The organism is Nocardia sp. XZ_19_231 (genome assembly GCF_015355705.1).
GTDB lineage: Bacteria > Actinomycetota > Actinomycetes > Mycobacteriales > Mycobacteriaceae > Nocardia > Nocardia salmonicida.
Genome location: NZ_JACUZI010000003.1, coordinates 882174 through 903396, shown reverse-complemented (window position 1 = coordinate 903396; position 21223 = coordinate 882174). Strand labels below are relative to the sequence as shown.

The 21223-nt window shown below is 67.7% G+C and carries 24 protein-coding genes; 19 read left to right on the top strand and 5 right to left on the bottom strand.

Translation table 11 applies throughout. The annotated features are described in order from the left end of the window. Nucleotides 1–52: 52 nt before the first annotated feature. Both IBJ82_RS17320 and IBJ82_RS17315 read left to right on the top strand, forming a co-directional pair. Nucleotides 53–1138, top strand: a complete 1086-nt coding sequence (locus IBJ82_RS17320; RefSeq protein WP_194826892.1) for an NAD-dependent epimerase/dehydratase family protein — start codon at nucleotides 53–55, stop codon at nucleotides 1136–1138. Continuing rightward, nucleotides 1135–2151 (top strand): lysophospholipid acyltransferase family protein, encoded by a 1017-nt coding sequence (locus IBJ82_RS17315; protein ID WP_194826891.1) that lies wholly within the window; start codon nucleotides 1135–1137, stop codon nucleotides 2149–2151. Before IBJ82_RS17320 ends, IBJ82_RS17315 begins: the two co-directional genes overlap by 4 nt. Here the strand turns inward: IBJ82_RS17315 and IBJ82_RS17310 are convergent. Next, the gene (locus IBJ82_RS17310) at nucleotides 2148–3173 is read right to left on the bottom strand and encodes an HAD family hydrolase (RefSeq protein ID WP_370585348.1); all 1026 of its coding nucleotides are present in this window, start codon (nucleotides 3171–3173) and stop codon (nucleotides 2148–2150) included. The two genes, IBJ82_RS17315 and IBJ82_RS17310, sit on opposite strands and share 4 nt — an antisense overlap. Before the next feature lie 88 nt (nucleotides 3174–3261). Here IBJ82_RS17310 and IBJ82_RS17305 point away from each other — a divergent pair, with 88 nt between their 5' ends. The 5 genes from IBJ82_RS17305 (at nucleotide 3262) to IBJ82_RS17285 (ending at nucleotide 8762) form a co-directional block, all read left to right on the top strand. After that, nucleotides 3262–3543, top strand: coding sequence for a glutaredoxin family protein (locus tag IBJ82_RS17305; RefSeq protein ID WP_194826889.1), 282 nt, complete (start codon nucleotides 3262–3264; stop codon nucleotides 3541–3543). 207 nt (nucleotides 3544–3750) lie between these two features. Continuing rightward, nucleotides 3751–4614, top strand: a complete 864-nt coding sequence (locus IBJ82_RS17300) for a redox-sensing transcriptional repressor Rex (RefSeq protein WP_194826888.1) — start codon at nucleotides 3751–3753, stop codon at nucleotides 4612–4614. Nucleotides 4615–4690: 76 nt separating this feature from the next. Beyond that, a complete protein-coding gene (locus IBJ82_RS17295; RefSeq protein ID WP_194826887.1) occupies nucleotides 4691–6163 on the top strand; it encodes a glutamyl-tRNA reductase in 1473 nt (490 codons plus the stop codon). Further along, the gene (hemC, locus tag IBJ82_RS17290) at nucleotides 6160–7191 is read left to right on the top strand and encodes a hydroxymethylbilane synthase (RefSeq protein ID WP_194826886.1); all 1032 of its coding nucleotides are present in this window, start codon (nucleotides 6160–6162) and stop codon (nucleotides 7189–7191) included. Before IBJ82_RS17295 ends, hemC begins: the two co-directional genes overlap by 4 nt. Beyond that, entirely contained in the window at nucleotides 7188–8762 is a 1575-nt protein-coding gene (locus IBJ82_RS17285; protein WP_194826885.1) for a bifunctional uroporphyrinogen-III C-methyltransferase/uroporphyrinogen-III synthase, read from the top strand. The genes hemC and IBJ82_RS17285 overlap by 4 nt, the downstream gene beginning before the upstream one ends. Before the next feature lie 56 nt (nucleotides 8763–8818). Here the strand turns inward: IBJ82_RS17285 and IBJ82_RS17280 are convergent, their stop codons facing one another. Continuing rightward, nucleotides 8819–9097 (bottom strand): hypothetical protein, encoded by a 279-nt coding sequence (locus IBJ82_RS17280; protein WP_062988789.1) that lies wholly within the window; start codon nucleotides 9095–9097, stop codon nucleotides 8819–8821. 254 nt (nucleotides 9098–9351) lie between these two features. On the opposite strand from IBJ82_RS17280, the gene IBJ82_RS17275 reads away from it, so the two are divergent. The 5 genes from IBJ82_RS17275 to IBJ82_RS17255 all read left to right on the top strand — a co-directional run bounded on the left by IBJ82_RS17275 (nucleotide 9352) and on the right by IBJ82_RS17255 (nucleotide 12834). After that, nucleotides 9352–10530, top strand: coding sequence for a serine hydrolase (locus IBJ82_RS17275; RefSeq protein WP_194826884.1), 1179 nt, complete (start codon nucleotides 9352–9354; stop codon nucleotides 10528–10530). A 42-nt stretch (nucleotides 10531–10572) separates the two neighbouring features. Then, nucleotides 10573–11550, top strand: coding sequence for a porphobilinogen synthase (gene hemB / locus IBJ82_RS17270; protein ID WP_194826883.1), 978 nt, complete (start codon nucleotides 10573–10575; stop codon nucleotides 11548–11550). Beyond that, nucleotides 11547–12059 carry a hypothetical protein gene (locus IBJ82_RS17265; protein WP_370585347.1) on the top strand — a complete coding sequence of 171 codons (513 nt, stop codon included), beginning with the start codon at nucleotides 11547–11549 and terminating at the stop codon, nucleotides 12057–12059. Before hemB ends, IBJ82_RS17265 begins: the two co-directional genes overlap by 4 nt. A 211-nt stretch (nucleotides 12060–12270) precedes the next feature. Beyond that, complete coding sequence (locus tag IBJ82_RS17260) at nucleotides 12271–12534, top strand: hypothetical protein (RefSeq protein WP_194826882.1); 264 nt, start codon at nucleotides 12271–12273, stop codon at nucleotides 12532–12534. A gap of 75 nt (nucleotides 12535–12609) precedes the next feature. Next, the gene (locus IBJ82_RS17255) at nucleotides 12610–12834 is read left to right on the top strand and encodes a hypothetical protein (protein ID WP_131816986.1); all 225 of its coding nucleotides are present in this window, start codon (nucleotides 12610–12612) and stop codon (nucleotides 12832–12834) included. Here the strand turns inward: IBJ82_RS17255 and IBJ82_RS17250 are convergent, their stop codons facing one another. Further along, nucleotides 12835–13221, bottom strand: a complete 387-nt coding sequence (locus IBJ82_RS17250) for a hypothetical protein (protein ID WP_194826881.1) — start codon at nucleotides 13219–13221, stop codon at nucleotides 12835–12837. Nucleotides 13222–13428: 207 nt separating this feature from the next. Between IBJ82_RS17250 and hemL the strand changes: the two genes are divergently transcribed. The 7 genes from hemL to ccsB all read left to right on the top strand — a co-directional run bounded on the left by hemL (nucleotide 13429) and on the right by ccsB (nucleotide 19790). Further along, on the top strand, nucleotides 13429–14748 hold the full coding sequence (gene hemL, locus IBJ82_RS17245) for a glutamate-1-semialdehyde 2,1-aminomutase (RefSeq protein ID WP_194826880.1): 1320 nt from the start codon (nucleotides 13429–13431) through the stop codon (nucleotides 14746–14748). 89 nt (nucleotides 14749–14837) lie between these two features. Then, on the top strand, nucleotides 14838–15485 hold the full coding sequence (locus IBJ82_RS17240; protein WP_194827206.1) for a histidine phosphatase family protein: 648 nt from the start codon (nucleotides 14838–14840) through the stop codon (nucleotides 15483–15485). Continuing rightward, nucleotides 15482–16123, top strand: a complete 642-nt coding sequence (locus tag IBJ82_RS17235) for a TlpA disulfide reductase family protein (protein ID WP_194826879.1) — start codon at nucleotides 15482–15484, stop codon at nucleotides 16121–16123. The genes IBJ82_RS17240 and IBJ82_RS17235 overlap by 4 nt, the downstream gene beginning before the upstream one ends. Further along, the gene (locus tag IBJ82_RS17230) at nucleotides 16120–16356 is read left to right on the top strand and encodes a hypothetical protein (protein WP_194826878.1); all 237 of its coding nucleotides are present in this window, start codon (nucleotides 16120–16122) and stop codon (nucleotides 16354–16356) included. Before IBJ82_RS17235 ends, IBJ82_RS17230 begins: the two co-directional genes overlap by 4 nt. Next, nucleotides 16353–17168, top strand: coding sequence for a cytochrome c biogenesis CcdA family protein (locus tag IBJ82_RS17225; protein WP_131816567.1), 816 nt, complete (start codon nucleotides 16353–16355; stop codon nucleotides 17166–17168). Before IBJ82_RS17230 ends, IBJ82_RS17225 begins: the two co-directional genes overlap by 4 nt. Beyond that, nucleotides 17168–18796: a cytochrome c biogenesis protein ResB gene (locus tag IBJ82_RS17220; RefSeq protein WP_194826877.1), complete on the top strand. Its 1629-nt coding sequence runs from the start codon at nucleotides 17168–17170 to the stop codon at nucleotides 18794–18796. The genes IBJ82_RS17225 and IBJ82_RS17220 overlap by 1 nt, the downstream gene beginning before the upstream one ends. Before the next feature lie 37 nt (nucleotides 18797–18833). Then, nucleotides 18834–19790: a c-type cytochrome biogenesis protein CcsB gene (gene ccsB, locus IBJ82_RS17215; protein ID WP_194826876.1), complete on the top strand. Its 957-nt coding sequence runs from the start codon at nucleotides 18834–18836 to the stop codon at nucleotides 19788–19790. Here ccsB and IBJ82_RS17210 read toward each other — a convergent pair. Both IBJ82_RS17210 and IBJ82_RS17205 read right to left on the bottom strand, forming a co-directional pair. Next, nucleotides 19787–21010, bottom strand: coding sequence for a site-specific integrase (locus tag IBJ82_RS17210; protein WP_194826875.1), 1224 nt, complete (start codon nucleotides 21008–21010; stop codon nucleotides 19787–19789). The two genes, ccsB and IBJ82_RS17210, sit on opposite strands and share 4 nt — an antisense overlap. Further along, complete coding sequence (locus IBJ82_RS17205) at nucleotides 21007–21210, bottom strand: AlpA family transcriptional regulator (protein ID WP_194826874.1); 204 nt, start codon at nucleotides 21208–21210, stop codon at nucleotides 21007–21009. The genes IBJ82_RS17210 and IBJ82_RS17205 overlap by 4 nt, the downstream gene beginning before the upstream one ends. Between the last annotated feature and the right edge of the window lie 13 nt (nucleotides 21211–21223).

Genomic DNA, 21223 nt, shown 5'->3' with positions numbered 1-21223 from the left:
GCGCGAATGCGGTTACTCTGGTACGCGAAACACGATGAGCAGGGGGCTTTGAGTGGGGTCAGGTACGAGTTCCGATACACGGGAACGACACGCGCCGAGAGTTGTACTGGTCACTGGTGCCAGTCGCTTCTTCGGTGGCAACGTCGCGGCACGTCTAGCTGCCGAACCCGGCGTCGAACGTGTCATCGCCGTGGATACCGTCACTCCCAGCCGTGAGCTTCGTCGAAAAATGGGTAGTGCCGAGTTCGTGCGTGCCGATATCAGGAATCCGCTTATCCGCAAGGTCGTCGAGGGCAACGACGTCGACACTGTCGTGCACGCGGCCGTGCTCACTCGTCCGCCCGCCGGTGGCGGTCGTGCGGTGATGAAGGATCTCAATGTCCTCGGCGCGATGCAATTGCTCGCCGTGTGTCAGAAAGCGCCGTCGGTGCGGCGCGTGGTCGTGCGATCGTCCTCGGCGGTATACGGATGCAGTGCCAAGGATCCGGCGAAATTCACCGAGGAAATGGGCGCGCGCACTCCGCCCGCGGGGTGGTTCGCCCGCGATATGATCGATATCGAGGCGCTGGTGCGTGGAATGGCGCGGCGCAGGCCCGATATTTCCGCATCGATTCTGCGTTTCGCGCCGATCGTCGGTCCGCGCCTCGCCGATCGGGGAGTGCAATATCTGCGTTCGCCGATCACTCCGACTGTTCTCGGTCGCGAAGCCCGACTGCAATTGCTGCACGAGGAAGACGCGGTCGCGGTGCTCGTGCACGCGGCGCAGCGTAAACATGGTGGCACGGTCAATATCGCCGGTGACGGCGCGTTGGCCATGTCGCAGGCGATCCGACGGGCTGGGCGCATTGTCGCGCCCGTGCCGTTCTTCGTCTTCCGCACGGTCGGTCGCTCGCTGATGGGCCCGATCATGCGCGGATTCAGTGGCGAACAACCCGACTATTTCTATTTCGGCTGCGGGCTCGACACCACCCGTATGCGTACCGAACTCGGTTTCACCCCACGCTGGACCACGGTCCAGGCGTTCGATGACTTCATCGCGGGCGCAGCGTTGCGGCCCGTCTTCGATCCGGCTTGGATCGACGCCGCGGAACACAAACTGCTCGGCCTCATCGGGGCCGGATCAGGAGCGCATAAATGAACGAGGGAGCGAAAGTCATTCGTCTCGACGTGAATGTCGAGGCCCGACAGCGACCGCAGACCCGGCGATGGCCGGATCAGCCGATGCAGGCGATGCCGGTCACCTCCCTCAGCGAGCGTCGGCCGGGAATGCCCGCGCTGCCGCCGAAGTCGCTCACCGACATCGTGCGCGATGCCGTCGGCGAGCAGATCGAACGGACCGCGGAATTCGCGCGTCGCAGGCTCACCGGGGATTACCAGGTCGACGAGTTCGGCTACGACCGGCACCTGCTCGAATCGGTCATCCTGCCCACGCTGCGACCGCTATCGGAGTACTGGTTTCGCGCCGAGGTCGCGGGCATCGAGAACATTCCCGCCGTCGGCGGCGCGCTGCTGGTCGCCAATCACGCGGGCACGGTGCCACTCGACGGTCTGATGCTGCAGCTGGCCGTGCACGACAAGCACCCGAATCAGCGGGCGCTGCGGCTGCTGGCCGCCGACCTCATCTTCGAGATGCCGCTGTTGGGTGCGCTCGCGCGCAAGGCCGGTCACACGATGGCCTGCCACCCCGATGCCGAGCGGCTGCTGCGCTCCGGGCACATCGCGGGAGTGTTCCCCGAGGGCTTCAAGGGCGTCGGCAAGAACTACGCCGACCGGTACAAGCTGCAGCGGTTCGGGCGCGGTGGTTTCGTGTCGGCGGCGGTGCGGGCCGGGGTGCCGATCATCCCCGTGTCGATCGTCGGCTCCGAGGAGATCTACCCGAAGCTCGCCGATATCAAGCCGCTGGCCCGCCTGCTCGGGCTGCCGTACTTCCCGGTGACGCCGCTGTTCCCGCATCTGGGGCTGCTCGGCGCGGTGCCGATGCCGTCGAAGTGGTACATCGAGTTCGGTGAGCCGATCGCGACCACGGCGTTCGAGCCGGAAGAGGCCGATGACCCGATGACGATGTTCGAGGTCACCGACCAGGTCCGCGAGACCATCCAGCAGACCCTCTACAAGCTGCTGGCCAAGCGCCGGAACGTGGTTCTGGGTTAGTTGTCGCGGTGGCGGGCAACGACAGCCGCTACCGCTCCGCCCGCCGCGCCGAGTGCCAGCGCGGTGGGCACACCGATCTTCGCCGCCTTGCGGCCGGTGCGGAAGTCGCGGATCTCCCAGCCGCGGTTCTTCGCCACCTCGCGCAGGTCGGAGTCGGGGTTGATGGCCACCGCGGTGCCGACCAGCGACAGCATGGGGACGTCGTTGTGGCTGTCGGAATAGGCGGTGCAGCGCTTGAGATTGAGACCTTCGCGGATGGCGAGGGTGCGCACCGCGTGTGCTTTGCCGAGGCCGTGCAGGATGTCGCCCACCAGGCGGCCGGTGAATTTACCGTCGACGCTTTCGGCGACCGTGCCGAGGGCGCCGGTCAGGCCGAGGCGTTTGGCGATCACATTCGCCAGCTCGACCGGCGTGGCCGTGACCAGCCAGACCTGCTGGCCTGCGTCGAGGTGCATCTGGGCGAGTGCGCGGGTGCCGGGCCAGATCTTGTCGGCGATGATCTCGTCGTAGATCTCCTCACCGAGCGCCGCGAGTTCGGCGGTGGGGCGGCCCGCGATGAAGCTGAGCGCCTTCTCCCGGCCCGAGACCATGTCGGAGGAGTTCTCCTTGCCGGTAACCCGGAACTTCACCTGTTTCCAGGCGACGTCGACCAGGTCGGAGGTCTTGAAGTACTTGCGCGCGGCCAACCCTCGGGCGAAGTGGACGATCGAGGCACCCTGGACCAGAGTGTTGTCGACGTCGAAGAACGCCGCGGCGGTGAGGTCGCGAGGGACCTCGGGGCCCGCGTCGTCGCCCTGTTCGGCGAGATCGGCAACGTGCAGCTCGAGCGCGGCGTCGGCGCTCGCCTCACCGGCAACGTTGGCGCGTAGCTCTTCCTCGCTCGGCCCGAACGGGCTGCGTGGCAGCCGTGCGAACTGTTCCTGTAGTTCCTGACCGAGGCGGCTGGGCTGCCACCGCGCAGGGAACTCCCCGAATCGCCCTGCGACGAATCCGGCCCTAGTCACCTTCGAACGTTCCGGCACCAGTACCCTCCGCTAGTCGCGCGAACCATGTCCACAGTAACCGGCTGCACCGACAACACGCTGAGGGCTCGAGGATTAAATAGAGCTCATGACTAATCCCACACCGACGGTGACCCTGTTGACCCGCGCTGGTTGTGGCTTGTGCGGCACCGCGCTGGCGCAATTGCAGACGATCTGTGGTGATTTCGGTCTCCCGGTAGCCACCGTGGACGTCGACGAAGCCGCGGTCACGGACCCGGAGCTACGTGCGGAATACGGAGATCGCCTGCCAGTGGTCCTGTTGAACGGCCGTGAACACAGCTATTTCGACGTCGATGAGCCCCGTTTGCGGGCCGACCTGAGCCGGATCGCTGGTCGCGACGGAAAATGAGGCCGAATTCACCGACTTTGTGAACGCCTGCACAAGCAGTTACGGTGGTGACACGCAATCCGCACCGCCCCTGGCACGCAGCGGCGGTGGCCGGGTTTGTACCGCCCCTATGGCACCGGTCGCGCTCTCGTAATTGCAGCGACCCACACCGGTGAACGAAACAGAGGAACCGGACCGCGATCAGGCCCGGAACGAGGAGCCGACGACGTGACAGAGCAGCACGAGACGCCGAGTGGCGTCTCCGGCAAGGCTCTTGTGCGGGACATTCCGCAGGCCACGGTGACTCGTCTCGCTACCTATCTCCGGGTTCTCGCCGGGTTGGCCGACGAGGGTGTAGTCATCGTATCGAGTGAGGAACTCGCTGTCGCGGCGGGTGTCAATTCGGCGAAGCTGCGCAAGGATCTTTCCTTCCTCGGACCCAACGGTGTGCGGGGTGTCGGCTATGACGTAGCCAAGTTGCGCACCAGGATCGAAGATGTGCTCGGACTGTCGCAGGGACATCGGGTAGTGCTGATCGGCGCGGGCAATCTGGGCCGCGCTCTGGTCGGTTACGGCGGATTCGGCGTACGAGGCTTCACCGTGGTCGGGATCTTCGACAACGACCCCGCGGTGATCGGCCAGTCGTACGCCGGTCTGGTCGTGCGCGATGTCGAGCAGCTGACCGCCCAGATTCCGGCACTGACGCCGACGATCGCCGTGGTGGCCGTGCCCGACGAGGCCGCCCAGGACGTGTGTGACCGGCTCGTCGCCGCCGGACTGCCGTCGATACTGAGCTTCGCGCCGCTGGAACTGCGCGCGCCCGCCCATGTTCAGGTCCGCCGCGTCGACCTGGCGATGGAACTGCAGATGCTGTCCTTCGATGCCGCGCGCAACGACGCGCCCGCGCTGCCCGAGATCGCCGAGGTCGGCTCCAGCCGCGTCGCGCGCCGGGTACCGCCGCCGAACCACCTCACACATGCCGCGCCGGTCGAACCGGCTCGCGGCAGGCCGTCGCGTCGCACCGCGCCGCGTTCGGTCACGCCCCACTCGGCAACGGAGCCAAGCACCAAGGGATCGGTGATCACGCCATGAGCGAGCGCCAGCGAGCTAAACAGCGACACGGCGTGGGGACGCGCATGACACGACACAGCGTCGGCGAGGTGTGGTCATGAGTGTTCTGCTGGTCGGGATTTCGCATCGGAGCGCCCCGGTATCGGTGCTGGAGAAAGTCGCCATCAGTGAGTCCGAACGGCCGAAACTGGTGGATCGGCTGCTCTCCTCGAGCCACGTGTCCGAGGCGATGATCGTCTCCACCTGTAACCGGGTCGAGGTCTACGCGGTCGTCGACGCCTTCCACGGCGGGCTCGGTGAGGTGAGCGAGCTGCTCACCAAGCATTCCGGATTGCCGCTGGGCGATCTCACCAAGCACGCCTATGTGCGCTACAGCGAGGCCGCGGCTGAGCATCTGTTCGCGGTCGCCAGCGGCCTCGACTCGATGGTCGTCGGCGAGCAGCAGGTGCTCAGCCAGATTCGCAGCGCCTACGCCAGCGCCGACGGTCAGCAGGCGGTCGGACGCACGCTGCACGAGTTGGCCCAGCACGGGTTGCGGGTCGGCAAGCGGGTGCATTCGGAGACCGGGATCGACCGGGCCGGTGCCTCGGTGGTATCGGTGGCGCTGGACCGGGCACGTGGTGTCGTCGGCGATCTCGCCGGGCGGACCGCGGTGGTCGTCGGTGCGGGCGCGATGGGCGGGCTGGCCGTGGCGCATCTGTCGCGGGCCGGGATCGGGCGCATCATCGTCGTCAACCGGACCCTCGAACGCGCGCAGCGTCTCGCCGAGACCGGGCGCACCATGCACGGTGTCGATGCCGACGCGGTCGAGATGTCACGGCTCACCGAAGCCATGGCGGGCGCGGATGTCGTGATCACCTGTACGGGCGCGGTCGGGTCCGTGGTGACCCTGGCCGACACCCACCGCGCACTCGCGGGCCGGGCCCGCACCGACGCCGCCGAGCGTCCGCTGGTCTTCTGCGATCTCGGCCTGCCCCGCGATGTGGAGCACGCCGTGGCAGGCCTGCCCGGCGTCGCCGTCATCGACATCGAATCGCTGCAGCGCGATCCGGCCGCGGGTGCCGCGGCCGACGACACCGCCGCCGCGCGCCTCATCGTCGCCGACGAACTCGCCAAATACCTTGCCGGGCAACGCATGGCGGAGGTCACCCCCACGGTGGCCGCACTCCGTCAGCGTGCCGCCGATGTGGTGGAGGCCGAACTGCTCCGCCTCGATTCGCGGTTGCCCGACCTGGCCGACCCGGCTCGCGACGAGGTGGCGCGCACGGTGCGCCGCGTCGTCGACAAGCTGCTGCACGCGCCGACCGTGCGGGTGAAGCAGTTGGCATCGACGCCGGGCGGCGACAGCTACGCCGAAGCGTTGCGTGAGCTGTTCGAACTGAAACCCGGTGCGGTACAAGCGGTTGCCGCTCCGATGGAGGTCGCCGCGGGCGAGGCCGTGCTGGCCGACGACTTCACCGCAGGCCACCTCGGCGATGGGCCGTCACGCTTGACCGAGTCAAGACCCGACACAGGCAGCATGCGAAACCACGCAGCGCCGCTCGGGCATGCGCAGGAGGAAACCGCATGACCACGACAGTGCAGGAAGAGGACACCGTGACCGCAGGCAGCGCGAGTGCGCCGTGGCGGATCGGCACGCGCGGCAGCCTGCTCGCGCTGACACAGGCGGGCACCATCCGTGATGCGCTGATCGCGGCGGGGCAGCCCGCCGAACTGGTGGTCATCAAGACGCCGGGCGATCTGTCGTCGGATCCGGTGCAGAAGATCGGTGTCGGGGTGTTCACCTCCGCACTGCGCGACGAGCTCGCCGCGGGCGGCATCGACATCGCGGTGCATTCCTATAAAGACCTCCCCACCGCGCAGGACCCGCGCTTCACGATCGCCGCGATCCCGCCGCGCGAGGACCCGCGCGACGCGCTGGTGGCTCGTGACGGCATGGTCCTCGGCGAGTTGCCCGCCGGTGCCCGCGTGGGAACCTCGGCCCCGCGCCGCGCCGCGCAGCTGCGCGCCCTCGGCCTCGGCCTCGACATCCTTCCGCTGCGCGGCAATATCGACTCCCGCCTGCGCAAGGTGAGTGACGGCGAGCTCGATGCCATCGTCATCGCCCGCGCCGGCCTGTGCCGGATCGGGCGCACCGACGAGATCACCGAATCGCTCGAACCGGTGCAGATGTTGCCCGCCCCCTCGCAGGGCGCCCTCGCGGTCGAATGCCGCAGTGACGACCCGCAATTGATCGAGGTACTCGCCGGTCTGGACGATGCCGCGACCAGAGCCGCGGTGCTCGCCGAGCGTTCGCTGCTCGGTGAGCTCGAAGCAGGCTGCACCGCACCGATCGGAGCACTCGCCGAGATCGTCGAGTCGATCGACGAGGACGGCCGGATCTTCGACGAACTCTCGCTGCGCGCCTGTGCCGCCGCGATCGACGGCTCCGACGTCTTGCGCGCCTCGATCGTCGGCGCGCCGAAAGACGCGGCCGAACTCGGTCGCACGCTGGCGCGCGAACTGCTGGACCTGGGTGCTCGCGCATTGCTGAGCGTCACAGACGAACCGGCGCCCACCGACTTCACTAATTCCAGCCCGATGGAGAACAACCGATGAGCAGCAGCCGAGCTACCAAGAAGCAACCAGGGCGGATCCTTTTCGTCGGATCCGGCCCCGGCGACCCGGCCCTGCTGACCGTGCGCGCCCGTGAGGTGCTCGAGCGGGCGATGCTGGCGTTCACCGACCCCGATGTCGACAAGGGCGTACTCGCCCTGATCGGCATTGCTCACGAGGTGGGCGAAAACGGCGAGAGCCCGGTCGACGTGCGGCCCGCTCTCGGCGAACCCGCCGAGGTGGCCAAAACGCTGATCGCCGAGGCGCGCAACGGTCACGACGTGGTCCGCATCGTCACCGGCGACCCGTTGACCACCGATTCGGTGATCAACGAGGTCAACGCCGTCACCCGTTCGCACATGGTGTTCGAGGTGCTGCCTGGCCTGCCCAACGGCTCGGCCGTGCCCAGCTACGCGGGCATCGCGCTGGGCTCCGGGCACACCGAGGCCGATGTGCGCGGCGAGGTCGACTGGTCGGCGCTGGCCGCCGCCCCCGGCCCGCTGGTCCTGCACGCCACCTCCGGGCATCTGGCCGAGACCGCGAGCGCGCTGGTGGAACACGGTCTGGCGCCGCAGACTCCGGTCGCGGTGACCGTGCGTGGCACCACCCGTCAGCAGCGCACCATCGAGGCCACGCTGGCCTCGCTGAACAACGCCGCTTCCGAGTTGGTCGGCCCGCTGGTCGTGACGGTCGGCAAGGAAGTCGACAAGCGCGCCAAGATGTCGTGGTGGGAATCGCGTGCCCTCTATGGCTGGACCGTGCTGGTGCCGCGCACCAAGGATCAGGCGGGGGAGATGAGTGAGCGGCTCGTCACCCACGGCGCGATCCCGATCGAGGTGCCGACCATCGCGGTGGAGCCGCCGCGTAGCCCCGCCCAGATGGAACGGGCGGTCAAGGGTCTGGTCGACGGGCGCTACCAGTGGGTGGTGTTCACCTCCACCAACGCCGTGCGCGCGGTGTGGGAGAAGTTCGCCGAGTTCGGTCTGGACGCTCGCGCATTCTCCGGTGTGAAGATCGCCTGCGTCGGTGAGGCCACCGCGGAGAGGGTGCGCTCCTTCGGTATCAACCCCGAACTGGTGCCAAGTGGCGAACAGTCCTCCGAGGGCCTGCTCGCCGACTTCCCGCCCTACGACGATGTTTTCGACCCGGTGAACCGGGTGCTGTTGCCCCGCGCCGACATCGCCACCGAGACCCTGGCCGAGGGCCTGCGTGAGCGCGGCTGGGAGATCGACGACGTCACCGCCTACCGCACGGTGCGCGCCTCGCCGCCGCCCGCGGAGACCCGCGAGATGATCAAGACCGGCGGTTTCGACGCGGTGCTGTTCACCTCGTCCTCCACGGTCCGCAACCTGGTCGGCATCGCGGGCAAGCCGCACGCGCGCACCATCGTGGCCTGCATCGGCCCGAAGACCGCCGAGACCGCGATCGAGTTCGGTCTGCGCGTGGACGTGCAGCCCGAGTCGGCACAGGTCGGCCCACTGGTGGAGGCACTGGCCGAGCACGCGTCGCGCCTGCGCGCCGAGGGCTTGCTGCCCCCGCCGCGTAAGAAGAGTCGCCGCAGCAGCAGCCGCTGAACTCGGTAGATACGCCGAAAGCCCGCCCGCAACGGCGGGCTTTCGGCGTATCAGGGTCATCGGCTGTAGCGCAGCAGCGTGCGCACGAGCCGGCAGGTGGCATCCGACGGCGGGCGGATGTCGATCTTCTCGGCGGTGCGTCGGATGGTCTCGTTGGTGGCCTGATTGGGTAGGTACACACCGGAATCCAGCAGTGCGATCGTCAGCCGCATGGCCTTGAGCCGACGATTGTGCGCCACGTACCAGCGGCGCGGACGGCCGGCGGGCAGTCGCTTCTTCTCGAGCGGCACGTACGGCGCGGTGATGAAAGTGGTCTGAGCGGCAATGGCGTTCATTCGGCGTCCTCCCGTTGCGTTTGGGTCCCGCCCCCGATCGTCGGAACCCTCGAACACGCTTTCGATTATAGCGAGAGGTACCGACAGGTTTCGTCCATCTCACGCGGAAGCCATTGAGCTCCAGTCTCTTTCGATGTTATCCACAGGTTCGCCGCGACCGGTTGCCGACCTCGGCGAAGCACTGCGGGTGGCGATTCGCCGGTAGCTGTCGGACCGCTGTGGTCTAGTAGCGCAACGCAACCCGAGGAGAGGCGATGACGGTGGACGAGATCGACAAGCGGCTCGGCGCGCACGTCGCGGCCGACGAGCTGCTCGGCCTGGCCTGGCTCGTCGCGGTCGGCGACGACGTAACCACCGGCGCCATCGGCCATCTCGACGCCGCGCGCAACGCGCCGGTGCGCGCCGACACGATCTTCCGGATCTCCTCGATGACCAAACCGCTCACCGCGGTCGCGGCCTCGATCCTGATCGACGACGGTGTGCTCGACCCGACCGAACCGGTCGACCGACTGCTACCCGAACTCGCCGACCTGCGGGTGCTCGCGAACCCCGCCGCCGAACTCTCCGACACGGTGGCGGCGAACCGCTCGATCACCGTCGAGGATCTCCTGACCTTCCGCCTCGGCTGGGGGATGGATTTCGCCGATTTCTCACCCACGCCACTCGACGCCGCCTGGAGCGAACTGGGCCTCGGCTGGGGCCCGCCGACGCCCGCGCAGATGTTGCCGCCGGACACCTGGATGCGCCGACTCGGCACCTTGCCGCTGCAATACCAGCCCGGCGAACGCTGGCTCTATCACGTCGGCGCACCCATCCTCGGCATCCTGATCGCCAGGGCAGCGGGCGCACCGCTCTCGGAATTCCTGGCCGACCGCGTCCTGCGCCCGCTCGGCATGACCGACACCGGTTTCTCCGTCTCGCCGGACGAGCTGGCCCGACTCGGCCCCCACTACACGGACATCGACGGCCTCCGTACCGTCTTCGATCCGGCCCTCGGCCAATGGAGCACCCCGCCCGCCTTCGAAGGCGGTGGCGACGGCCTGGTCTCCACCCTCGCCGACTACCACCGCTTCGCCCGCATGCTGCGCGACGGCGGCGAATTCGACGGCACCCGGATCGTGTCCGAACGAGCGGTCACCGCCATGACCACCAACCACCTCACCGCCGAGCAACTAGACCGCGGCGGGCCCGCCCCCGACGGCAGCGCGGGCTGGGGATACGGCGTCGGCATCCAGCTGCGCGACCAGCCCGACGGCCCCCGCGCAGGTGCCTACGGGTGGGACGGCGGCCTGGGATCCACCTGGTCCAACGACGGGGCGGTGACGGCGATCCTGCTCACCAACCAAGCCTGGAGTTCGGCGGGCCCCTCGCCGGTCTTCGCAACCTTCGAGCAGATTTTGGGCGAACTGGCCCGCGGCTCCGGCCCGCTGTAGGCGCTGCCACGACCGACCGGCGAGAGGCGTATTCTGCGGGCTATGACCGCTTTCGACCGCCCGCGGCGGTTGCGTAGGACACCCGCATTACGTCGACTCGTCGCCGAAACCACGCTGCAGCCGCGTCAGCTGGTGCTGCCGATGTTCGTCGCCGATGGTCTCGCGGAGCCGCGGGAGATCAGCTCGATGCCCGGGGTGTACCAGCATTCGCTGGACTCCCTGCGCAAAGCCGCGGCGGAGTCGGTGGCCGCCGGGGTCGGCGGTCTGATGCTGTTCGGTGTGCCGCTGTCCGAGGACAAGGACGCGACCGGTTCGCAAGCCAGTGATCCGAACGGAATCCTCAATCGTGGTCTGCGCGCGCTGGCCGAGGAAGTCGGGGACGCGACGGTCATCATGGCCGATACCTGCCTCGACGAATTCACCGATCACGGCCACTGCGGTGTGATCGGCACCGACGGCGCGGTCGACAACGACGCGACCCTGCACCGCTACGTGGAGATGGCGCTGTCGCAGGCCGAAGCCGGCGCCGATCTGCTCGGAACCAGCGGGATGATGGACGGCCAGGTCGGTGCGATCCGGCGCGGACTCGACGCGGTCGGCCGGACCGACACCGCCATCCTGGCCTACGCGGCCAAGTACGCCTCGGCCTTCTACGGCCCGTTCCGTGAGGCCGTCGGCTCGTCGCTGGAAGGCGATCGCCGCACCTACCAGCAGGATCCGGCCAACCGTCGCGAATCGCTGCGCGAACTCGATCTCGACCTCGCCGAGGGCGCCGACATCGTGATGGTGAAGCCCGCGATGTCCTACCTCGATATCCTGCGCGACGTCGCCGACCGCTCGACGGTCCCCGTCGCGGCCTATCAGATCTCCGGTGAGTACGCGATGATCACCGCCGCCGCCGAGCGTGGCTGGATCGACCGAAGGGCCTCGATCTTGGAATCGCTGATCGGCATCCGGCGGGCGGGCGCGGACATCGTGCTCACCTACTGGGCGACCGAGGCAGCACACTGGCTGTCGTGATCGTTCCGCCGAACAAACCCGAAACCCTTTCCATGCCGGAAGACGTCGGCACCGCCCGTCAATTGTGGTGGGCAGTCGCAGGCCTCGGTGTGATCTACACCTTCGCCAGCGTCATCACCATGACCGGCGAGCGCGACGAGCTCAGCAAGCAGTTTCTCGACGAGATGCACAAGTCGGATCCGAACTTCCCCGCCTCGACCGTCGACGCGATGGTGCTGGTGGCTTTCGCGCTGACCGCGCTGGTCGGCGTGCTGCTGGCCGGGGTCACCGTGGCCATCGCGCATCAGCTCGGCCGCGGCAAGTCCTGGGCGCGCACGGTGCTCACGGTCGTCGCGATCTGGCTCGGGCTCGGTGCCATCGCGACCATGTTCACCTTCTCCGCCGTCACCAACCCGGCGACGATCGTGGCGGGTGGCTCGGCGATCGTGCAGGGCGTGCTGGCCGCGGGCGCGGCGTTCCTCAGTTACCGGCCGGAGTCGACGAAGTACTTCCAGTCCCGCCGGAAGTAACACTGCACAGTGTAGGGTGAGGATTATCACACCGGCGCAGCGCCGGGGGAGCGGAGGCAATGATGCGCGTGGTGATCGAGCAGCCACACAGCCTGCGGCGCGACCTGTTGGTCATCGGGTTGATGGTTGTCCTCACCTTGGCCGTCATCGCGCTCTTACTGGTACCGAGCCTGGTCAGCTGATTGATCTTGCCCCTGGCAGGATCGCAGGAATGAGACGCTGGATCGCGTTGTTCGAACTCGGCTTCGCCGTGCTCTTCCTGGCCTGCGCGGTCGTCAGCTGGCAGGCGGCGCGGCGCACCACCGAGTTCGTGGGCACCGATGAACATCCCGGCTTCGTGGCCGTGCGCTACGTGCCGCCGTTGCTGTTGCTCGCCTGCGCGCTGGTGACAGTGGGCGGGCTCCTGGTCATCGACGCCCTCGCCAGGATCTACGCCAGATCTGTAGCACGGCGCCACGTCGAACCGATGATCTAGAGGAAGCCGAATTCCGATGTGCGCGTGGGGGTTCGGGACACGAGCCCGCACTTCGGGCTCCTCTAGGAGGAATCGATGACCAGACTGACCGCAGGAATCTGTACCGTCGCCGCCGCCGTGGCGACGATCGCGCTGGCCGCCGCGCCCGCCCAGGCCGCCCCCGGCCTGCCGCTGACCCCGCTGACCGCCGAGCCGGCCGCCGACGGTTTCGCCCCGGAGACCGGCTCGAGCGGGATCTACAACGGCATCATGTGCCAGCTGCACACGATCTCCGCCGAAGTGCCCTGCATGTACACGTAATCAGTCGGTCCACTGCTGGTAGACGTCGAGAACGCGCCCGCCCCGCGTGCCGGGCGCGTTCAGGAAAACGGAGACGGTGCCGTCGGGATGGGCCGCCGCCTCCGTCACCACCTGGCGCAAGGTGGCTCGGATGCCGCCGTCGGCGTCACGGTACAGATCGGTATCGGTGTGGAGACCCGCGCCGATCCGATTGGGGGGTACGAGCATCGCGGTGATCGCTGGAATCGGCCCCGCCCCGAGTGCCACGGTTTCCTCGTGGCTGAGTTGGGCGCCGATCCGATCGGGCTGGACCTGCGGTGCGAAGGCGGTGGCCGAACCCGCGCCCAGAAGCACTCCCGCCGCGACGAACCCTGTGCCAAGGGCAGTGCTGGTGACGCCGAAACGCATGAAATACCCTCTCGCTGATAGCTGATTTCTCTGCGGCTCAGGTGCTGAGCCGCCCGGAGCGTAGTCGCAGGCCAATGGGCCTAGATCGAATTCTTTCGCCGATAGGGGCGGCGTGTCGGGCGTGTCGTCGGTGGGTCGCTGCGGTCTGGGTCACTGTGCTCCACCCTGTCGTCCGGCGTGCCGAGGCGAGCTGAGAGACTGGAATCCGTGAGTCCTACGCAGGTACCGGTTTCCGCCCAGCTCTTCGAGCGGGCAGCCTCGGTGATTCCGGGTGGCGTCAATTCCCCGGTCCGTGCGTTCAATTCGGTCGGCGGTACGCCGCGGTTCATCACCTCCGCGAGCGGCTACACGCTCATCGACGCCGACGGCAACGACTACGTCGACCTGGTGTGCTCGTGGGGTCCGATGATCCTCGGGCACGCCCACCCCGCCGTCGTCGAGGCCGTGCAGAAGGCCGCGACCAGCGGATTGTCGTTCGGTGCGCCGACCGAGGCCGAGATCGAGCTCGCCGAGGCCATCGCCGCCCGTGTCGATCCCGTCGAGCGGGTCCGCCTGGTGAACTCCGGGACCGAGGCCACGATGAGTGCGGTCCGCCTTGCCCGCGGCTTCACCGGCCGATCCAAGATCATCAAATTCTCCGGCTGCTACCACGGCCACGTCGACGCGCTGCTGGCCGACGCGGGCTCGGGTGTCGCGACGCTCGGTCTGCCGACCTCGCCCGGCGTCACCGGCGCGCAAGCCGCCGACACCATCGTGCTGCCCTACAACGACCTCGCCGCCGTCGCCGCTGCCTTCGAAGCGCACCCCGGCCTGATCGCCTGCGTCATCACCGAGGCCGCCGCGGGCAATATGGGTGCGGTCGCGCCGCTGCCCGGCTTCAACGAAGGCCTGCGCGCGCTGGCCCACGACAACGGCGCGCTGCTGATCATGGACGAGGTGATGACCGGTTTCCGGGTCAGCGCGTCGGGTTGGTACGGCTGCGAAGGCGTCGCCGGTGACCTCTACACCTTCGGCAAGGTGATGAGCGGTGGCCTGCCCGCCGCCGCGTTCGGCGGTCGCGCCGAGATCCTGAACAACCTCGCCCCGCTCGGCCCGGTCTATCAGGCGGGCACCCTGTCCGGTAACCCTGTCGCCGTCGCGGCGGGCCTGGCGACGCTGCGCGCGGCCGACGCCGAGGTGTACGCGGCGCTGGACCGAAACGCTGATCGTCTCGGCTCGCTGTTCGCGAAAGCCCTGACAGAGGCCGGTGTCGAGCATCAAGTCCAGTTCGCAGGCAATATGGTGAGCGTGTTCTTCGCCGAGCGCCCGGTGACCGACTACGCCGCCGCCAAAGCGAGCCAGACCTGGCGTTACCCCGCCTTCTTCCACGCCCTGCTCGACGCGGGCGTGTACGCGCCGCCCAGCGCGTTCGAGGCATGGTTCGTCTCCGCGGCACTCGACGAGGACGCGTTCGACCGTATCGCCGCCGCTCTGCCCGCCGCCGCCCTCGCGGCCGCGGCCGCAACCCCCGAAGGATCCCCAGCGTGAGCTCCGACCAGCCCGACGCAGAATTCGCCCCAGTCCCGGCGGATAGCGACGAGGCGCCCCATCCTGTCCCCGCCGCCGCGCCGCCCGCCATCGTCGTCGACCCGTCGACCGTCGAGACCATCGTGCATGTGCTGCGCCACGGCGAGGTGCACAACCCGAACGGCATCCTCTACGGCCGCCTGCCCGGCTTCAGCCTCTCGGTGGCCGGTCGCTCGCAGGCCGGTGCCGTCGCGCGCTCGCTGGCCGATCACGACATCGCGATGGTGATCGCCTCCCCGCTGCAGCGCGCCCAGGAGACCGCGGCGCCGATCGCGGCCGCCCACGGCCTGATCGTGGGTACCGACGAGAACCTGATCGAAGCGGGCAACACCTTCGAAGGCCTGCGCGTCTCCGTCGGTGACGGTGCCCTGCGCAAGCCGAGGCACTGGTGGAAGCTGCGCGACCCGTTCACCCCGTCCTGGGGCGAGCCGTACCTGCAGATCGCTCATCGCATGCTCGCCGCGGTGAACAAGGCCCGCGTCGAGGCCGCCGGTCACGAGGTGGTGCTGGTCTCGCATCAGCTGCCCGTGTGGACGCTGCGTCGCTTCCTGCAGGGGCAGCGGTTGTGGCACGACCCGCGCAACCGGCAGTGCTCGCTCGCGTCGCTGACCTCGCTGGTCTACCACGGCGACACGCTCGTCGACATCGTCTATTCCGAGCCTGCAGGCGCGTCGGACCCGTCGGTACACGGCGCATGACACGCTGGTCCTCATCGGGATCCGCCCGTGGCCGTCGGCCGCGGGCGCTGACCGCCGTTCTGTCCGCCCTGTTGGTGATCATCGCCGCGGCGGGCTGCTCGACGGGTACCGATGCGGTAGCCACCGGTGGTGGGACCTTCGAATTCGTCTCACCCGGTGGTAAAACGGATATCTACTACGATCCGCCCGCGACGCGCGGGACGATCGGCACGCTCTCGGGGCCCGATCTGATGAACGAGGGAAAGACCGTTTCGGTCGACGATTTCCCGAACCAGATCGTGGTCGTGAACCTGTGGGGACAGTGGTGTGGCCCGTGCCGCGCCGAGTCGCCCGCTCTCGAAAAAGTCTTCGCGGCGACCAGAGATCAAGGCGTCGCGTTCCTGGGGATCAACGTCCGTGACCATCAGCGCGACAAAGCCCAGGACTTCGTAGTGGACAACAAGATCGAATACCCGTCCATCTACGACCCGTCGATGCGGACCTTGCTCGCTCTCGGCGGAAACTTTCCCACCAGTGTAATTCCGACCACGTTGATCCTGGATCGTCAGCACCGGGTCGCCGCGGTCTTCCTTCGCTCGCTATTGGCCGAAGACCTTCAGCCCGTGGTCGAGCGCATCGCCGCCGAGGAGAAGCAGTGAGCAGCCGTCGTCGTCCAGGAAATCTGACCGCGTGTCGTCCCCGTCAGGGCGCACGCCGAATGGGTGCGGGCTGGACGGTCGATGACCGTTGGGCCGGCATCGCGACCGTCCCGCGCAGTGTCGCGGGTGCCGGTCTGTTCGATTTCGGCCCCGCTGAACCGGCCGAGACCGAGCGAACCCTGTCGTTGCCGCGTGACGAGCAGCAGGACATGGAAACGGACACCGACGAGTGATACCGCTCGCCGCAGTCGGGGATTCCTTCCAGCAGACGGCGGCATCGGGTCCGCTTTTGCTGGCGCTGGGAGCCTGCCTGCTCGCGGGCCTGGTGTCGTTCGCTTCACCGTGTGTCGTGCCGCTCGTCCCCGGCTATCTGTCGTATCTGGCCGGGCTGGTCGGTGCCGAGGCGCCGCCTGCCACCAATGCGCAGGCGAGCACGCTCACCGCGCAGCGCCGTAGTGCGAAGATGCGGGTGGCCGGTGCCGCCGGGCTGTTCGTCGCCGGGTTCACGGTGGTGTTCGTGCTGGCCACGGCCACTGTTTTCGGCGTGATCCAGACCCTCAATGTGAATCGGGAACTGCTGCAGCGCATCGGCGGTGTGGTGACGATCCTGATGGGTCTGGTGTTCATCGGCTTGGTTCCTGCCCTGCAGCGCGACACGCGGATGGAGCCGCGCAGGCTCACCAGCATCCTCGGCGCGCCGCTGCTCGGCGGGGTGTTCGCGCTCGGCTGGACGCCGTGTCTCGGGCCGACGCTGTCGGGTGTGATGGCGGTGTCCGCGGGTACCGAGGGCACCACCGCGGTGCGTGGAGTGACGTTGATCGTCGCCTACTGCCTCGGTCTCGGGCTGCCCTTCGTGGTGCTGGCCTTCGGGTCGGCAGGTGCGTTGCGCGGGGTCGGCTGGCTGCGGCGCAATTCGCGCACCATTCAGGTAATCGGGGGTTTTCTGCTCGTCGCCGTCGGCGTCGCGCTGGTCACGGGGGCATGGGATCAGTTCGTCAGCTGGGTGCGTGACGGGTTCGTCTCCGAGGTGACTCTTCCGATCTGATGACTGACACGCTGACTACTCCGACTACCCCCACCCCGCCCGTCCGGCAGTCGCTGCTCGGCCGGGCCTGGGCCCTGGTCCGCAATTCGTGGCGCGGCCTGACGAGCATGCGCACCGCGCTGGTGCTGCTGTTCCTGCTCGCGCTGGCCGCCATCCCCGGCGCCCTGCTGCCACAGCGCAGTCTCAACGCGCAGAAGGTCGACCAGTACATCACCGACCGCCCGACGCTCGGCCCCTGGATGGATCGGTTCGAGCTGTTCGACGTGTTCGGCAGCTTCTGGTTCACCGCCATCTACGTGCTGCTGTTCATCTCGCTGGTCGGCTGCATCCTGCCGCGCTGCTGGGACCACTACCGGGCACTGCGCACCCCGCCGGTGCCCGCGCCGCGCAACCTCAGCCGGTTGCCGCACCACTCCAGCGAGACCGACGACCGGACACCCGACGAGGTGATCGAGGCCGCCAAGGCTGCCTTGCGTGGGTGGCGGACCGAGGTTCGCCCCGGTCAGCGCGACGGTGAGGTGACGCTGTCCGCGGAGAAGGGCTATCTGCGCGAGTTCGGCAACCTGGTGTTCCACCTGTCGCTGGTGGGGTTGCTGGTCGCGATCGCGCTGGGCAAGCTGCTCGGGTACGAGGGCAATGTCATCGTGATCGCCAACGACGGTCCCGGCTTCTGCACCACGTCGCCCGCGGTGTTCGACTCGTTCCGGGCGGGCAACACCAATGACGGCACCGGCATGACGCCGCTGTGCATCAAGGTGAAGGACTTCAAGGCCGACTATCTGCCCACCGGCCAGGCCGAGATGTTCCACTCGAACATCGAATATCAGGCGGGTGCTGACCTCAGCACCGACACGTGGCGCAGCACCGAGCTCCAGGTGAACCATCCGTTGCGCGTCGCCGGTGATCGGGTCTACCTGCAGGGACACGGCTTCGCGCCGACGTTCACCGTCACCTTCCCCAACGGGCAGACCCGCACCGAGACCATCCAGTGGCGGCCCGACGACGCCCAGACCTTCCTGTCCAGCGGTGTGCTGCGCATCGACCCGCCCGGCGGCATGTACGCCACCGACGAGGAACGCAGGCAGAACCAGATCGCCATCGAGGGCCTGTTCGCGCCGACCGCGATGTTCCACGGCAGCCTGCTCACCTCCTCGTTCCCCCGGATGGACGACCCGGCGGTCGCGGTCGACGTCTATCGCGGCAATACCGGTCTCGACACCGGTCGCTCGCAGTCGCTGTTCTCGCTGGACCCGGAGATGATCAAGCAGGGTCGGTTGACCAAGGAAGCGCGGGTCAACCTGCGTCCCGGCGAGTCGACCACGTTGCCGAGCGGGGCGAAGGTCACCTTCGACGGCGCCGAGGAATTCGTCAACCTGCAGGTCTCGCACGACCCGGCCCAGCAGTGGGTGCTGGTGAGCGCGCTGACGATGATGGCCGGTCTGCTGGTGTCGCTGTTGCTGAAACGGCGACGGATCTGGATCCGGGCGTACCCGGTCGACACCGCGCCAGGTACCGTGGGTCAACGACGCGCCGTAGTAGAAATGGGCGGCCTGGCCAGGAGCGATCAAGCAGGCTGGGGTGCCGAATTCGATCGACTGCGGACACGCCTGCTCGAAGCGGAGAAGTGATGCGGACGCGCGCACTCGACATGGAGACGGAATCCTGATGCAGATCGACGAAACGCTGGCACGGTACAGCGACTTCGCGTTCATGTCGGCCATGGCCGTCTACGCCCTGGCCACGGTCCTGCTGATCGTGCAGTACGCCTCGGCGCGCGCCAAGCACGTCGCCGCGCGCGAACTCGTCCCCGCGGGGGACCCGGGGTTGCCCGGTCGCATCGAGACCCCGGAGGCCAAACCGCTCGCCGAACGGCTGGGCAACATGGCCTTCTCGGTGCTGGTGGTCGGCGCGGTGCTGCACATCGGCTCGATCGTGCTGCGCGGCTTCGCCACCCACCGCTTCCCGCTGGGCAACATGTACGAGTTCACCACCATGGCCACCGCGGCCGCCGTGGTGATCGGCCTGATCTTCCTGCGTGACCAGCGCTACCGCGCCATGTGGGCGTTCCTGCTGGTCCCCGTGCTGATCCTGATGTTCCTGGCGGGCACGGTCCTCTACGCCGACGCCGCGCCGGTAGTCCCCGCCCTTCGCTCGTTCTGGCTGCCGATCCACGTCACCATCGTCAGCATCGGCAGCGGCGTCTTCCTGGTCTCCGGCGTAGCCAGCCTGCTCTACCTGTTCCGCATGCGTCAGCCCGCGGGCGAGGAATCCACCAGCATCCTCGGCACCGTCGCCCGCCGCCTCCCCGACGCCCGCACCCTCGACCAACTCGCCTACAAAACCACCATCATCGGCTTCCCCCTCTTCGGCGCGGGCGTCATCCTCGGCGCCATCTGGGCCGAGGCCGCCTGGGGCCGCTTCTGGGGCTGGGACCCCAAAGAAACCTGCTCCTTCATCGCCTGGGTCCTCTACGCGGCCTACCTGCACGCCCGAGCCACCTCCGGCTGGCGAGACACCAAGGCCGCCTGGATCAACATCGCCGGCTTCGTCGCGATGCTGTTCAACCTCTTCATCATCAACATGGTGATCAGCGGTTTGCACAGCTACGCCGGACTGAACTAAACCGCTTCTACCAGCGCATTCGGGTCGTCATCCTCGTCGTCCGGGTTCGTCTGATCGGCTTCGGTACGCAGTGAGTACGCAGTGGAACCGGGCCAATCCTTGATCGCGGCCCCGACAGCGGTACGAGTTGTCTCGTCGGCATCAGGCCACAGGTGCGCGTAGTACCGCAGCGTCGTGATCGCGCTGCCGTGGCGTAGGCGTGCCTGGACCGCCTTGATATCGGCACCTCGGCGGATCAACAGCGAGGCGTAGTAGTGCCGGAAGTCCTGGAAGCTGAATTCCTCGGGCAGGCCGGGAACCTTCGCCTTCGCCGCCCGCAGGTTCCACGCGATCACCCACGGCGACACCGGCTTGCCGAGCTCATCGCACACCAACCGCTCACCGCGGAACGTCTTCGCCGACACCTCAAGCATCGCGACGAGCTCCGGCGGCACCGGCACCGGCTTGGTACTGGAATCGGTCTTCAGCTCTCGCGCGGGCCACTGCTGGCGAGGGGTCACGACGCCGTTCGCGAAATCGACGTCAGCTATCCGCAGTCCGGCAGCCTCCGAGATCCGCAGACCCACGAACGAGCCGAGCAGCACGGCGACCCGCAAGTGCGGAGGCATCGCGTCATGCAAGGCCCAGATCTGTTCCGAGGTCGCCACGTAGACCTTCTGCTGTCCAGTCTTCGGCGACGTCCGGCGCGAGCACGGGTTACGAGCCAGCAAGCCGTCATGCATCGCATCACCGAGGATCTGAGCCAACCGAGAGTGCAGGCTGTAGACGTAGCTGTCGGCCAGGCCCTCATCCTTGAGCGCCACCATCCATTTCTTCACCGTGGACGGCCGCACCGCCGAGAGTTGCAGCGATCCCAGCCCAGCATTGATCTTCTTGACGTGCCATGTCGCCAGCTCGACAGTCTTCTCGCGGTGGTTGGCGTATCCCTTCAACCACTCCTCTGCCCACTGCTCGACGGTCAGCTGCGAGTTGCGCGGTGCAACGTGGGTGCCTTGCACCAGGGTCGAGACCTGCGCATCAAGCCACGCTTTGCCATCCGTCTTCCGGGCGAACCGCATGGTGTGCTCGTTGCCGGCGTCATCGACGTAGCGGGCCCGCCACCGTTTACCCTTCCCATGAAGCTTGGACGGCACCCGGTGAGCCTTCTTGTTCTCATCGAGGACTTCTTTGGTCCACAAGTCTTCGACGCCAGCTCGACGATTGCGCCGGACGGTACTCACGCTGCATCACCGAGTGCATCGGCTTCCTGTTCGGCGATCCACGCCAGGATGACGGACTTGCGCCACACGCGACGACGAGCGCCGAGCTTGAAGCTGGCCGGTCCCTTGCCGACGTGTGCCCACCAACGCCAGGTGGCTTCAGGAATGCCGGTCAGGACTTCGCAATCCTTGGCCCTCAAGTACGACTCTTCGGTGTTCATTTCGGATTCCTTT